Below are 13,661 nucleotides of genomic sequence, written 5' to 3' on the forward strand. Positions count from 1 at the left end.
GTCGAATGTACACCGTTACCACCTCGTCAGTGACCGTTCCGCTTGAAGCCACGCTGGATCCTCGTGCCGACAAGTGGCGGCCCCAGTACTGTTTTGCGGATGACGGAACTCCATCAGCATTTTGCGGGATGTCTTTCCTATGATCGGCTGTATTACCTTGCTGGGGGAACTCCAGATAGGCATCTGTTCCCAAGCAGCGATAATAAGCATAAGGAACTCGTCCTTTCGCACTGCCGCGGCTGACCTTTTTGCCATGATACGTTTAGCTACAGCAGACACACTCCAGCAATCCTTGCAGCAAATAACATGCACCACGTCTTCGTTCACTTCCGAGCAGTCGGTTTTCGGATAATTGCTGCTGCACGGCTGCAAACAGTTCCTCGGAAACGATGTCCGGAACCGCGGAGGTGATCTGCTCGTGTAGATCGGTGTCATAGGTTGAACCAGTGCGACGCGGCGTGATCATGCGACCACGTTGCGGACGCCATCAACGAAATGCGTTTGCTCCATCGACATTGAAGTCAGCAGGTAAATCGGTGTTTGAAGATGGAGTCGGCAGGGAGAAAGCGAAGCAAACTCGAAACGACCAGTCGGTCACTCGATTTTTTATTGTCAGAATCGAAGGCTGGAAGTCGGCGGTGGGGAGAATGGCGAACTGGAATCGAATTGCCGATTTCCAAGGGAAATGAAATCACCACTGCAGTGCTATTCAAGCAGGCCGAGCTTCCGCAATGAACTCTTCAAACGATTGAGTGTCGGATGTTTCTTCGCCAGTTTTGAGGCCTGACGGCGCGTCATCCTGTCTCCTTCGTCGCAACCGATGGCTTCGCTAAGAACATGGAGAATATCCGCAGCCGCTTGATAGTTGTCAGTTCCTCGAGCATCGACGCGCAGCTCCGATTCGCGAAGCCATTTGTCCGGATTCTTGAGCATTTTCTTCATTCTGCCGGCACGTTGGCGCTTAGCTTTGGCGGCTTCTTGTTGAGCTTTTTCCTGAGCCTTGCGAGCCTGCTTCGCATTTTCTTCGGCCCGAAGAGTCTTCGTTTCCTGCAGCAGCTGGGCCAAAGTTCGCCGCAGATCACTTGTCGGCCAACCGGTAGCAGTCTGCGTTTGGCGAATCTCGGCGAGAACATTGGCTTTGATACTGGCTGTCTCACTGATCAAAAGTTGCAGCAGCAGGTCTTTTATAGGCTGTTCATCAAGGGCGTTCACCCAGCGATGGGCTTGTAGCTGTGATTTATCTGCGGGAAGATATTGCCCCTGCGTCGGTGTCATTTCCGCCTCCGCCAGACTCTTTTCAATTGATTTCCCCCAAGACACTCCCACAGAATCTAATTCACAGACAACTCGTCCTGGCGAGCAAGGGGGGCTTCACAGAGCGATGTTCTGCTTGTAACAGAAATCCACTCACCAGTTGTGCTGTTCTCGAGACTGGAGACTGACTGCGTTCAACAGATCAAGTGCATCGAAATCGCGGGACTCAACCGTACCTGCCATAACCAACGGCAGCACCGTTTGATACGGCCAGTTCACGCTGTACAAAACATCGGTTTGGTCGCTTCAGCTACAACATCGATATGTGCTTTGTCCGTGAACTGTAAATAAACGTTGGACGTTGCGGCGATGAGGATTTCGTCTGGCGTCGGCCTGGACGATTTGCCCCCTCGTCCACTTCAACAGCAGGCGCCGGAATTGCGAGGATGGATCAAGGCAGTCATCATCGCATCCACTGAGCATCGCCTCGAGGTCTTGTTCCTTCCGAGTGATACATGTCTCCCGAAGAGCATCAGGCGGACCGGCCCCCGCTCGGGTGAAGCTCATTTCTAATGTCAGCGGCCGTTTCCCGGGATTATGAGGAGTGGATCCTTGAGGAGATGATTCGTTGCCTCCTCATTTCTGGGAAGAGGACGCGAAGTTCGCAGGACAGATGGCTATGATGGACCGTCAGAAGAATACCTCCCGATCGGGGGGGCAGGCCAATTCACCCTGGCGGCCTCCCTCCCAAAACCGTACAGGATTACTGACATGAGGGAAATCCACCGTTCGTCAGTTGCCATCATTATTCCATGTCACAACTATGCGCGGTTTCTGGGCGAGGCGATTGAGAGTGCTCTCGCTCAAACCTGGCTCCCCGCAGAGATTCTGGTGATCCTGGACGGTTGTACTGATGAGAGTGCTGCTGTCGCAGGGCAGTATTTAGGCTATGGAGTTCGAAGTGTTGAAATCTTCAGTCGGGACGTTTACCTGGCGCGGCGTGCGGGTCTGATCCGAACACAGAGCGAATTCGTGACGTTTCTGGATGCGGACGACATCCTGGCTCCCGACTACATTGAACTGCTGCTGCCGCACTTTCGAGATCCCGCCGTGGGGGCGGTAACTCCCGGTGTGGACCATTTTGGCAACATTGGCGGCCAATGGTCTCCGAACCCCGAGATACAGGACATCACCCTGGGGAATTGCATGTGCAGTGCCTCCATGGTCCGTCGAGAGGCGCTCCTCAGCAGCGGCTGCTTTGAGAATCTGGCCAATGTCGGGATTCATGGTCAGGATTATCAAACCTGGCTGGAGATCCATCGCGCCGGATGGAAGCTGAAAAAGGGCGAAGCTCGCGTCCGCTATCGACGTCACAATGCGAATCGGACTTTAACGTCTCCCAGCCCCGGATTCGATCTGTTCCGAGAGGCCGCGCGTACGGAGTTACGCCCGCAACCTCGGACTCGCGCTCTTTTTCTGACGCAGACCTGCAACTCGGGAGGGGTGCTGGAAAATTTCCTGTCCCTTCTGCAGTATGCCGAACGGATTGAATGGAAAGCGGCCCTCATCGTTGAAGGCGGCGGTTCTGACGATCCGATGGTTGATGCTGTCGAGCAGTTTATTCCGGTCTACGGAACAACATCGCTGAGCCCCGTCTCGAATTGTCACCGAATCAGACGTTTTCATTCCTCTTTGGAGGCGATCGAACTGCTGGCCGACGAGTTTGACGTCATTTACTGTTGGGGACAGGGATGCGGCGACATTTTGCGACAACTCACGAAGCAGGGCCGAACCTGGCCGGTCGTGCTCGGGCTTCACGGGACGGGTGCGTGGACCAAAACCTGCGCTGCCGCAGCGCCACTCGCCACGAGGACCATCACGGTCTGTGATGACGCGAAACATCTGGTCCCGCCCGAGTACCGACATCACGTCCGAGTGATTCACAATGGTGTGAATTTCCCGAGAATGGCCGTACGTCGATCCCGTGAGGAAATGCGTCGACACTGGAAAATTGACAACGAACAGGTGCGAACGGTGGGCTTCGTGGGACGCTGGTCGGCAGAGAAGAATCCGCTGGCGCTAGCACATGCGATTGAGTCGCTCGGAGCGAATTATCACGCCGTCTACTGTAGTCCGCAGTTCATGCCGCAGGGCGGGGCGGCACCGGCGCGCGAGCTCGACGTGGTGAAGCGGCTCACGCAGGGACGTGTCTCTTTCGACTTTACGACTGACGTCGGGGATGTCTATCAGGCACTCGACTGCCTCATGATTCCGTCCCTTCATGAAGGAGGACCCCTGGTGGCGTTGGAGGCCATGGGGGCGGGATGTCCTGTCGTGTCGACTCCCGTGGGGATGCTTCCGGAACTGGCACGGCAGTTCGAGGAGAGGGGAATTCCTCAGGGAATTCTCTTCGTTCCTCTGGACGCGTCACCCGAGCTGTGGGCCGAACGGATCGAGGCGGTTTTCACCTCCCAGCAACAAGTGGTCTTTCCAGCAGTTCGCACGGCGATTCTGGAACTGAAATCCGCGCGGCGGATGGTTGATGCCTGGGAAGAGGTTTTGATTGAGGCGTGCCATCAGAAGCGCGCGGGAAGCTTCCAACCGAAAGAGAGTCTCCATGCCCCAGCCGCTAATGGCGCGACGCCATCCCGGGTTACCGCCTTCACAGGTGGACATCTCTGACCTGGCGAGCTTTGGTCAGGATGTGAAGATTGACCTGACGGGAGACTTGACGATCGGGGATGGCAGCCATCTCGCCCATCGGGTTTCCGTCATCACACATACGCATGCCAATCTGACCGGCCCCATCCGACTGGGGAAGGTCGGACCGCCGGTCGGTTGTCCGCTGGTCATCGGGAAGCACGTGTTTATTGGGGAAAACGCGGTCATTCTGCCGAGCGTGAATTCGATTGGAGACTGGGCCGTCATCGGGGCCTATTCCGTCCTCACGAAACCGGTGGGAGCCGGCGAAGTCTGGGCCGGGAACCCGGCGCGATTTCTGCGTTGCCGGGAGGAATGGGGCCTTCCGGAACGCGATGCCCGTTCCGTGGCCGAGTCGAGGAGGAACTCTCCTCTCGACCAGGACCTCCGTGAACCGGCCGCTAAGGTGCCGGATCGTCCCCTCTCCCACTCTTTGGCGGAGATCCTTCAGGAGATTGCACGGATATCGTCCGACGCGCGCACGGTTGAACTCGCCAGGCGGGGATTAGGATTGTTGCAAGAGACGGCGTATCGCGTGGAACCTGTTCGAGGCCCTTGAATCCCTTCAACTCGCTCCCTCGTCAAGAAGGGGATGCCTGTAGCTGTCGAAAGCCTGCTTCATACTTCTGATCCAAAGGAGTCCGAAAGTCCCGAAGTACGGACTTCGTACGGCCGCAAAAGTGCCGCATCGTCACCAGATGATCCAAGTAGCGAGGAGCAGCGTCCACATAGCGAACTCCTGGCCGATCCTGCTCAAGGTACTCTTCCCTCGCAAAACAATGAATGTGATGCGGGAGCGGAAAATAGGGGATCTCCCATTCATAAATCAGGCTGGCCAGGATCGTTTGCTCCGCATGTTGCAGCCGATCGGAGTAGTTCCGATAAAGTTGTCGTGCAAACTGAGCTGCGGCCCGCACCTGAGTTCCCTGAGCAAGCAGGAGTCCGGTGTTTAGCAAGGGACGATTCTGCCAGTGGGAGCGACGGAGGAACTCCGGGGGAATCTCGCCGAGCCAACTGTTTTGCATCTGCCCGGGCCAGAAGCCGGGATCATCCTCGATCGCAATTGCCAACGGGAGTCCACTGCGTCGAAATTGTCGAAGGACTGGTTCCATGCTGGCAAAGAAGAGCGAGTCTGTGTCCACATAGAGATAAATCCCCTGCTCCGGAATGTGCTCCGCCAGCGAGGCCAAGCGGGCAAGGGCCGCCGGAAAGACCAGACCATGAGAATTGGGAATCCGATGCGGCGAATAGGGAACGCAGGTGCCGATCCGCTCGAGGGACTTGCGAACCGATTCACTGCAACCCACATCGAGAAAGATCACGTTCCAGTCGCTTCTGGAGTGATACTGAAAAAAGGAGGTGAGGCTGCCATAGCGTCCGACGTAACTGCCGCTGCTGAGATCGAACCAGAGGGACGCGGTCGTGCCACGCACCAGGGCAATCGATCCGTCCGCCTTTTCGACCAGGAAGGGCCAGTTGGAGACGACCCAGTTGGTTCCCTGGCCCATTTCGGCGGAGGACAGCAACAACTGGTTAGAATACGTCCGGTGATGCGCCCAAGCGGCTCCGAATCCGCTGGAAGAGATGTCAGTGGCGGAGAGAACAATGTTGCCATTGAGATAGTTAACGGGCCAACCGGATGATCTCGGCAGCCCGCCAAAACCGATTCCGCCTCCGAACCCGCCAAAACCTCCGGAGCCGGTCCCCCCATTGATTGGACAGGTGCAGTCCGTCGTATTGCATGCGGGAGGCGGATCGCTTTGCTGAGTCCCCTGCTTCGGCGAAATGGAAGAGGACGAACTGGAAGACCCTCCACCACCCCCGAGCTTCTGCTCGGGTCTGATACTGCTCGTGGTGCACCAGTTCTTTCTTCAAGGTGGCGAAGAAAGATTCCATGGGAGCATTATCATAACAGTTACCTTTGCGACTCATTGAACACGTGATGCCATGTTCCTTGAGCAGTCTCTGGTAGTGCTCGCTCGCATACTGCACGCCACGGTCGGAGTGAGCCAGCAGTTCTTCTCCTGGACATTGACGAGCAATCGCCATCTTCAGGGCATCCACCACCAGACGACTGTCAATTCGCTCGGACAACCACATCAGTCTGGAACAGGTGGTCGTAGAGGAGAAGAGCAACGAGATCACCGCGATTCCCAGACTCCTAGACCGGTTCGGTCTCTCATGTGTCCGCGAAGATCGCGTTTTGTCAGATGAAACTTTGGTCTTCCACGAGACAGGACCATACATCTTTTGCGAAGCCGCTCTAGAATTGCTGGAGATTTCCGGGTATTTGATCACAATTGTTGCCATAAGTTGCCAAACGGACATTGCCGAGAAGATTGTGGATGCCGGTGCGGATGATGTGCTGGCGGTGAAGGGGAACGAGCCGACATTGCAGAGCGACATCGAGTCGTTCTTCATGGATCATCTGGCAGAAGAATTCGCCCAACTGTTCCCACTCCGGCTTATCGAATTCTACCGCTGCAACTCGCTTCCAACTATCGGGAGAATAGCGGGCAGTCGCTTAGTTCCTTATTCGGATCATTCAGAGACCTGAACAGCAAGGCAGTAGGCGGCGTCAATGTGGTCCCCGGTCTACACTCGCTACACAGTCAATCTTCAATTGAATTCAGGATTTTGCGAATTTCATTGCTGCGATCAGTGTCGCCCATGTCTCTGTGCCAAGCTGCGAAATTGCGCAGAATCACCTTACAATCATTAGTCTTCGGAAACCCCATTTCTTGGTAAATCGCAAACGCTTCTGTGTAAAGCCTTCGTGCACCTGCGTCGTTACCGCTTCGATTTTCCGCGAGGGCTGACATTCCCTTAATGGACGCCACATTGTTACTGGCACGTCCGTAGACTCGTTCAGCAATCGGCAACGCGACTTTGTAGCACTGCAACGCGGCCCCAAAGTCGGCCAGCATTCCGTGGCAGAAGGCCCGGTTTACCAGTGCTGTGACCACGTCCACATGGCCCGGTCCTTCAGTGAGCCGGAATACTTCCTCTGCTTTTCTGTAATACTCAATTGCCTTTTCGATTTGTCTTTGTTCTTGATACAGAGATGCAAGGTTGTTGTAAATCAGGCCAATATCGGGCGTGATCCCGTTGGCGTGGAAGACGATGTCTCCTGCCCTACGGTACGTAGCCTCCGCCTCAGCGAACCGCTTTCGATCCGCATGAATTGCCCCGAGAAGGGTTAAGCTTTGTGCATATTGGGGGTGCTCTGGGCCAATAGCCCTTTCCTCCCTCCGCATGATGTCTTTCAGCATCGCCATTGCTTCGTCCAACTTTCCCCTTTCTAAGACGAAGTGTGCAACATTCTTCATCGCAAATGCTGTAGAAGGATGAGGTCGTCCATCATCCATTGCCCGATGAATCTGTAAATACTTCTCAACGCTTTCATCGATCTTCAGTAGATTTGGCACCGATGTGTACGGAATCATGGATTCTTCGACGTGATCTAACCATTGAGATAACTTTCCTTCACTCCTGTCTCCCCAAGAGTTGCATTTCCGACATGCCTTAAGGCTCATTTGGATAGAAGAAATCAAGCCAGACCGCTGCTGCCGTGTTTCAGGCGGAAGTGTGGGCCAATAGCTGGTCATAAACTGATTTGCTTCCGCCTGTTCGATCAGGCGTTGGAGGCCTTGCCATGCTGCTGTCCCACCCTTAATGTCCCACCAATCGTCACCAAATTCTTCATCAAGGCGTTTCTGAGCAGCGATAATCTCAGTGGAAGTAACTTCGGGGAGATGCTCGTAGCCCTTCTCATATTCGTGAAGGCAATCGTCGGTAATCACCATTCTTTTCAGTAATTCATCTCTCGAAATGACGACCGGTGATCGAAAATACTGAATGGTCGTAAGAGGACCGAAAGCGTCAAATGTGACGCCTTTGAAAAGGCGAATCTCGTTCAGCAAATGCGCCACTCGTTGTCTATAATCCTTCTTGCCATTCTTCATCATGGCCGAGCAAAGCAAGATGTAGTAGTGGTCAAGTTCGAATGACAGCGCTTCAGCAAACTGACGCTTGACCTTGGATGCAAAGTCATCCTCTGTGACATCAAAATGGCTCTTGACCTGGAAGCCAACCTTGCATTTTGGGGCGGTCAAGATGACATCAACCCCCTTGTCATTTAGCGCCTGTCCTATCTCGATATGGCAATACCCCAGAAAGTGGCGGTGTGCATTGAGGTAGTTTACCACTTTTGTCACCAGAGCGTCGTGCTTCATATTGACGAACTCCAGCGTATCTTCCTCGGTTCCAAGCCCACGATTTAGCAAACAGTCCAAGACAGACACGATGCCTTCTCGCTGTATTGTCATAGTTCAGAACTCCATGAGTCGTACTGGCCAATATGCAAAATGCTGAATAGAAAGCCTTTGTCTCTTACATCGCGGTTCGTGAGAAGTGTTTCGATTCCTCATTTTGAAGGGATTTATGGCAATGGACGATTTTTCAGGCTCATCGGCGTGCCCCAGATCAGATACCTTGAAAAACCATTTGACCTACGGATTGATCAACTCAATCTCCGCGGGTTCAAACCACTGCTTGTTGAGAGCGTGTGTTTTCACGACTTCCGGATTCTCGGTGTAAGCAACTACTGCAAGACTGTCCTTGCTCCGACTGCACGTCACATAAAAGAGTCGACGGGTCCGGTCTTCCGCTGATTCTTTCACCTCTTGCGATCTCCCTCGTGAGGTTGACGCTGAGTTTGTGCCGAGCAACGATCCGTATTTGAATAGAAAGCCCTTCGATTCAGCATCGTTGATGATCACCATAACGCGGTCAAACTCCCTCCCTTTCACGCCGTGGTGAGTATCGAATGTGGCCGATTCCGTCACATAGTCATGGTATGCCCGGACATGCGAGAATGGAGCCTGAAGGCAGGTGCGAATGGCCGCGAGATGCGCCGTTGCCTCATTCTCCTGGGACTCTCCATCCTCCTGTTCGTCATCGTCGTCACCTTCGGTGGGTGTCACGAATGGCGTGAGCGCGTCAGGAATCGAGAAAAGTCGATGGGAATGTACGCATTCCAGCACTTGTGCAAGCGTGGGATCTCCATCACCAGACCACAGTTCAAGGAGTTGGTGAACAGCAGTCTTGGCCTGACGAAGGCTATCCGGCTGATTAGCTCCGGCTGTCTTAAAGGCTTCCTCGCTAAGAAGTGCGGAATGTTTTCGCAGGAGTGCTGTGAGCTTGAATTGGTCCTTCTGTTGTCCGGCGTTGACCAGTGGTTGTACCAAATCGGTAAAGAATGCGAGCAGAGGCAAGTTGCCATTCAGAAGACCCGTCCGAAAGATTTCGATGCGGTAAAGTGGTTCAAATATTTCTGCGAAGTTCATACGACGCGCGGCCATCTGATGTTCAAGAATCAGCGTTTTCACGTGCAACGTATTGAGCCATGCAGGGTCATTGGTGATTTCAGCCATCCTGGCCCTCACATTTCTCTCGACAGCTTCAGGATTCTCCGTTTCCGCCGGGCACAGGAACAACCGTGCCGAGCCTGGCAAGGCGTCAGATCGACACTTTTGCTGTTCAGTGTCGGAGTCGGACCGAATCGTATTGATGAGCTGCACGACACGAACTGGCGACCGATGGTTCATCTTCAGTCTGGGAGTTGCCCAGCTCTCAGGGATGATGGCCGCAAGATCCGCCCGACCGTCCGTGTAGATGCGTTGCATTGTGTCACCAATCAGTCCGACAGCGAAACGATCTGCATGGTTACCCGTACAGGCCAGAGTCATCAGAATGGGATGAATCCATCTTCCGGCGATGGTTGTCTGACAATGTTCCAGCATTCGCTGGACCTCTGCAAACTCGTAACAGTAGGTATCCGTACCCACGGGCTTGATCAACTTGAGGTGGAACCGCAACTTCGCATCTAGGAGATGTTCTCCGATGAGCCACTTCACGATGGAGACCAGCAGCATCAGCTCGAAGTAAAACGTCCGTGGTGCGTAGTTGTTCTTCTCTAACCAACGGCCGTAGTTTTCCGCCTGTTTCTTGCTGAAGTCCTGCCAGGTCAGGATGCCTGTGTTCTGGCAGAAGGCAATGTGCTTGTCCTTCACGGATCGGTATTTCTTGTTGGTATTGCGGCTGACGCCGCCGAGTCCGGCAGGACGATTGCAGTAGCCCAGAAATTTCTCCCAACCTTCCTGGATCGTAATGGGGTCTTTGTTTTGATCGGAAACTTGATTGGTCTGCTCCTCTGATACCAAACCGAGTTCTCTGGCTTTGTCACGATCGAGTTTCTGGAGGTGCTGGATCGCTTTCTCTTCGGTCCTTGCGTTTAATGTATGTTTGCCCAGATTTCTGGACCCGCTCCGTCCATCTGCGTAGTAGACAGAGCCTCGCTTAAAAATCTTCCAGGTGAAGTGCTGACACTGGATAGTTTTGCTCAAACGCTGCTTTCGCATGTCGATGATTCATGATTATTCTCCTCAGAAGAGTAAGCTCTCGTCTCACGGATCATCCCTGGTGAGACGGAGAACTCCAGCAACCGTCAGAAATGGCGCTGGCATGTTGGGTAGAGTAACCGCCGAGACGACATGTCCCGGCGAACATCAGAAATTGACACTCGGGGGTTAGCTCTTGGTCAGCCATTTCGGCTTGGGACCCGGGATTGGCCGCTCCGATTCCTGTATTTCAGAGATTGTCTTAGCCTTGATGTGACGAAATTCGGCGAGCAGTTCGGACTTTAAGAAGCGGATCGAGTGTCCCTTACCGCCAAGTTGGAAGTAAGGTAAGGCTCCTCCCTCAGCCATTCGATAAACCGTCGCAACGCTCACTTTCAGTAATGCGGCAACTTCCCTGGCCGTCAGAAATTCTTCGTTGGGAGTTTCCATTTGCTTTACCTGACAACGGAGGGGACTGTCTCCTCGACGATTCTCTACGACTTCAATTGGCTTGAACGGGCCAAATTGGCCCATTCAGGAAATAATGGTACAGGGGAAGTCAGCTGTCAAGAGATTTTCGCGTCGAATCGGGAACGCGAACAGCTTTGGTAATCTCGCCCACATCCAGTACGAAGTAGGATTTGGGAGTTAGCTCGACAGTCTTTCCCTTCCGGGTCGGGTCCTGCCAAGGGCCGATCTTCCCCGCTACAATCCAGCGTACATAGTGACCGTCTCCATAGTGAACTTGGCCGTCCATATTCAACTCGACGACTTCCCGGAAGTGCGGCAAATGAAGCTGAGTTTTGGCGAGGATGCTGCCGAATGCAGTCATCATGTCTCGCACTGCTTCGCCCCGATATCCCGCGTGAAGCAGGTGACCGGAGCAGGCGATATATACAGCCGACATCTCATCGACAATGCGGGTCCGTCCCAGGATCGGTAAGTTCTCCGTGAGGAGGCTCCCGGGAACCAGACTGTGGTCCAGGACATAGCGCAGGTGGCGGGGGCTGATGCCAGACCGCTCGCTCAAGGTTTTGAGGTCCATCACGTGCATAAGGTTAAACTCCGTCAGAGACGAGAAATTCGTAAATCCGGAGATCACGATCAGGGGGACGCCATCCTGATCGTGACTTTTACTCCAGAATCATTTCAGCCGTTTCCGGCATCGTCAACAGTAATCAGATCGATCATGTTGCAGGAAACCGCTTGAACAGCAGCTCCATCAACGGTTCGATTTGAGGCAGCAGAAGGGCTTTAACGGCTGATCCGCATTGGTCGAACGGAACAAACTTGAGGAATAACTCTCCCTGATCGATTGGAGGAGCATTCCTGAATCGCAAGTAGTCCTCGCAGTCCCACAGAATAACGCCGAAGCCTCCGGGGATCAGGAGTGCGGACTGGAGAACCTGACTGGAATCATGCGGGCCGGTGAGGGCACTGTAATGCCGTTCGTAAATCACCAGCCCCAGTAATGCGGTTTCGGGTACCAGCTCGATGGTAAAGAGCTGGCCGATGAGATCGTTGATCTCGGGGATACGGACTTCAGCTTCCTCCAGATGGAGCCGGAGGAGGAGATTGAGGTGTTTGAGTTGCTGAATGTAATTTCGGATTGGGTTTTCGGCCATGTTTCCGTGATGTACGTGTGGTTTTCGGTGGTAATGCTCCCGTGGAACTGGGAGCAGGCGTCGGGACCGCTTTCGGTTTTGCCCCGACAGTGTCGCAATGAACTTCCCGATCTGAACTCGAAGGTTTCGGTTGTGAACTCTGTGATTGATCGCGGAAATTGATGAGATGATGGCGGGCCAGCAGGTAAGCCACCACGTCCAGAAACTGAGTCACTTGTTGCAGATCGCTTTGTTTTGATGGTCGTGTGGCGGTCATCCACTTTTCCGTGCGGTATTGAATTGATTGGTATTGGCAATCTTTCGTTCTCCAAAGATGCGTCCCATCGGGACACTCCGGCGACCGGCATGCCAAGTGCCGATGATTCGCTTAAGTGCTTTAGGGTTGTGCTTGGAATTGAAGTGATTCATGGAAATCTCCTGGTCTAAAAACGAAAAAAGGGACTCCACAATGGAGTCCCTGGCGATGCTCAAAATTCTGATGCAGGGGTGAGAAGCCGATTTTCAGTACATAAGTTTCTCCTGAGTGGAGGGCTTTGATATTATGCGAAGTTGCGATAGCGTCTCGGCCGAAAGGCTGGAATGCCACGAGCCAGTTTCATAGCCCTTGAAACACTGAACAGGTTTGGCAAGGAATGTGCATATGAGCATGGGGAAAGGAGACTCTCATGCTCATTGCCCTGTCCAAGTGGTGGAGTTTCCCACGGATGGTGGGCGCTGGTTGAGGTCTATGCGGCATCTGCTGGGACGAAGCGATCGGCGATGGCTCGTTTTCACGGGCAAAAAAGGTGGCGACGACGTGGGGCGTTGCCATCGTGGAAATGGAAACCGCATCCTGTTGATGACTGACGGGAAAGGGACGCCACTCTCGGCATTTACCACCGCTGCCAATCACAGCGAAGTGACCACGATCGAGACGTTGATCGATCAGTGCCCTCCGCATGGCAAGCCCCGACGCCTGCTCTACGATAAGGCTGCTGATGCGGACTGGCTGCGTGAGCACCTTCAATCTCGCGGGATCGAACTCATCTGCCCGCACCGGGAAAACCGGACCAGCCCCCGTCTGCAGCATGGCCGGTCATTCGGACGGTACGAGCGCCGCTATCGCATCGAGCGAACCTTCTGCTGGCTGCAGAATTGTCGACGCTTGATTACCCGGTGGGAATACTACGCCAAACTGTTCGAAGGCTTCGTCCACTTAGCTTGCCTGTACACCATCATCAAAGGATTGCGAAACTACCTCATACTGCGTCTCTCGATCAAACCGCATTATCTGTCCGTCCCGGACGCACGCCCGCGTCTCTATTTCGGTCAAGATCACAGCGCGGAGCGTCTTCCGCTTTTCGATGAGCGCCTTTGCGACGCGGTGTGCGCCGTCGATGAGGAACACACGGCCGTTTCCGGTCCCGACCAAAACTGGCATCGTGCCGTCGAGGCTCTTCGACAGGTTGTTCAAGCGGACACCGTTGGGCAATCCGGTGCAGTGTACCACCGCATAATGTCCGCTGTTCTGCTTTAAGGTCCAGTCCCCGAGCTCCATGTCCACGACTTCTCGCGGGTGCGCGGTAAGGTATTCCGTCACCTTGCTCACCAATACGCCGCAGCGCACCTGGGGAACGGCCTTCCAGTCGAAATCCGAGGTCATCACCGGCTTCTGATCGCTCGACATTTCTATCCCTGTTCC

At 54.1% G+C, this 13,661-nt stretch carries 13 protein-coding genes and 1 pseudogene; 5 read left to right on the top strand and 9 right to left on the bottom strand.

The features are described 5' to 3' along the window. The first annotated feature begins 464 nt into the window (after positions 1-464). Positions 465-689 carry a hypothetical protein gene (locus tag SH527x_RS20170; protein WP_437192488.1) on the top strand — a complete coding sequence of 75 codons (225 nt, stop codon included), beginning with the start codon at positions 465-467 and terminating at the stop codon, positions 687-689. Between the two features lie 16 nt (positions 690-705). On the opposite strand, the gene SH527x_RS20175 is transcribed toward SH527x_RS20170, so the two are convergent. Further along, entirely contained in the window at positions 706-1,275 is a 570-nt protein-coding gene (locus SH527x_RS20175) for a hypothetical protein (RefSeq protein WP_437192489.1), read from the bottom strand. A 750-nt stretch (positions 1,276-2,025) separates the two neighbouring features. On the opposite strand from SH527x_RS20175, the gene SH527x_RS20180 reads away from it, so the two are divergent. Beyond that, the gene (locus tag SH527x_RS20180) at positions 2,026-3,936 is read left to right on the top strand and encodes a glycosyltransferase (protein ID WP_437192490.1); all 1,911 of its coding nucleotides are present in this window, start codon (positions 2,026-2,028) and stop codon (positions 3,934-3,936) included. After that, complete coding sequence (locus tag SH527x_RS20185) at positions 3,872-4,513, top strand: acyltransferase (RefSeq protein ID WP_437192491.1); 642 nt, start codon at positions 3,872-3,874, stop codon at positions 4,511-4,513. The genes SH527x_RS20180 and SH527x_RS20185 overlap by 65 nt, the downstream gene beginning before the upstream one ends. A gap of 22 nt (positions 4,514-4,535) precedes the next feature. Here the strand turns inward: SH527x_RS20185 and SH527x_RS20190 are convergent, their stop codons facing one another. Together SH527x_RS20190 and SH527x_RS20195 are read right to left on the bottom strand one after the other, a co-directional pair. Then, a complete protein-coding gene (locus SH527x_RS20190; RefSeq protein ID WP_437192492.1) occupies positions 4,536-5,483 on the bottom strand; it encodes a hypothetical protein in 948 nt (315 codons plus the stop codon). 292 nt (positions 5,484-5,775) lie between these two features. Continuing rightward, positions 5,776-6,129, bottom strand: a pseudogene (locus SH527x_RS20195) (DDE-type integrase/transposase/recombinase); the annotation flags it as partial. A 28-nt stretch (positions 6,130-6,157) separates the two neighbouring features. Between SH527x_RS20195 and SH527x_RS20200 the strand changes: the two are divergent. Next, entirely contained in the window at positions 6,158-6,511 is a 354-nt protein-coding gene (locus tag SH527x_RS20200) for a hypothetical protein (RefSeq protein ID WP_437194667.1), read from the top strand. Positions 6,512-6,566: 55 nt separating this feature from the next. Here the strand turns inward: SH527x_RS20200 and SH527x_RS20205 are convergent, their stop codons facing one another. The 6 genes from SH527x_RS20205 to SH527x_RS20230 all read right to left on the bottom strand — a co-directional run bounded on the left by SH527x_RS20205 (position 6,567) and on the right by SH527x_RS20230 (position 12,388). Continuing rightward, the gene (locus tag SH527x_RS20205) at positions 6,567-8,282 is read right to left on the bottom strand and encodes a tetratricopeptide repeat protein (protein ID WP_437192493.1); all 1,716 of its coding nucleotides are present in this window, start codon (positions 8,280-8,282) and stop codon (positions 6,567-6,569) included. Positions 8,283-8,465: 183 nt separating this feature from the next. Further along, complete coding sequence (locus SH527x_RS20210) at positions 8,466-10,376, bottom strand: hypothetical protein (RefSeq protein ID WP_437192494.1); 1,911 nt, start codon at positions 10,374-10,376, stop codon at positions 8,466-8,468. A gap of 168 nt (positions 10,377-10,544) precedes the next feature. After that, positions 10,545-10,805: a helix-turn-helix transcriptional regulator gene (locus tag SH527x_RS20215; RefSeq protein WP_437192495.1), complete on the bottom strand. Its 261-nt coding sequence runs from the start codon at positions 10,803-10,805 to the stop codon at positions 10,545-10,547. A gap of 109 nt (positions 10,806-10,914) precedes the next feature. Further along, positions 10,915-11,409, bottom strand: a complete 495-nt coding sequence (locus SH527x_RS20220; protein WP_437192496.1) for a hypothetical protein — start codon at positions 11,407-11,409, stop codon at positions 10,915-10,917. Positions 11,410-11,542: 133 nt separating this feature from the next. Then, positions 11,543-11,980, bottom strand: a complete 438-nt coding sequence (locus SH527x_RS20225; protein ID WP_437192497.1) for a hypothetical protein — start codon at positions 11,978-11,980, stop codon at positions 11,543-11,545. Between the two features lie 252 nt (positions 11,981-12,232). Continuing rightward, entirely contained in the window at positions 12,233-12,388 is a 156-nt protein-coding gene (locus tag SH527x_RS20230; RefSeq protein WP_437192498.1) for a hypothetical protein, read from the bottom strand. Positions 12,389-12,620: 232 nt separating this feature from the next. Between SH527x_RS20230 and SH527x_RS20235 the strand changes: the two genes are divergently transcribed. Beyond that, positions 12,621-13,496: an IS5 family transposase gene (locus tag SH527x_RS20235; protein WP_437192499.1), complete on the top strand. Its 876-nt coding sequence runs from the start codon at positions 12,621-12,623 to the stop codon at positions 13,494-13,496. The last annotated feature ends 165 nt before the right edge of the window (positions 13,497-13,661 follow it).

Source organism: Planctomicrobium limosum (assembly GCF_051465645.1).
Lineage (GTDB): Bacteria > Planctomycetota > Planctomycetia > Planctomycetales > Planctomycetaceae > Planctomicrobium.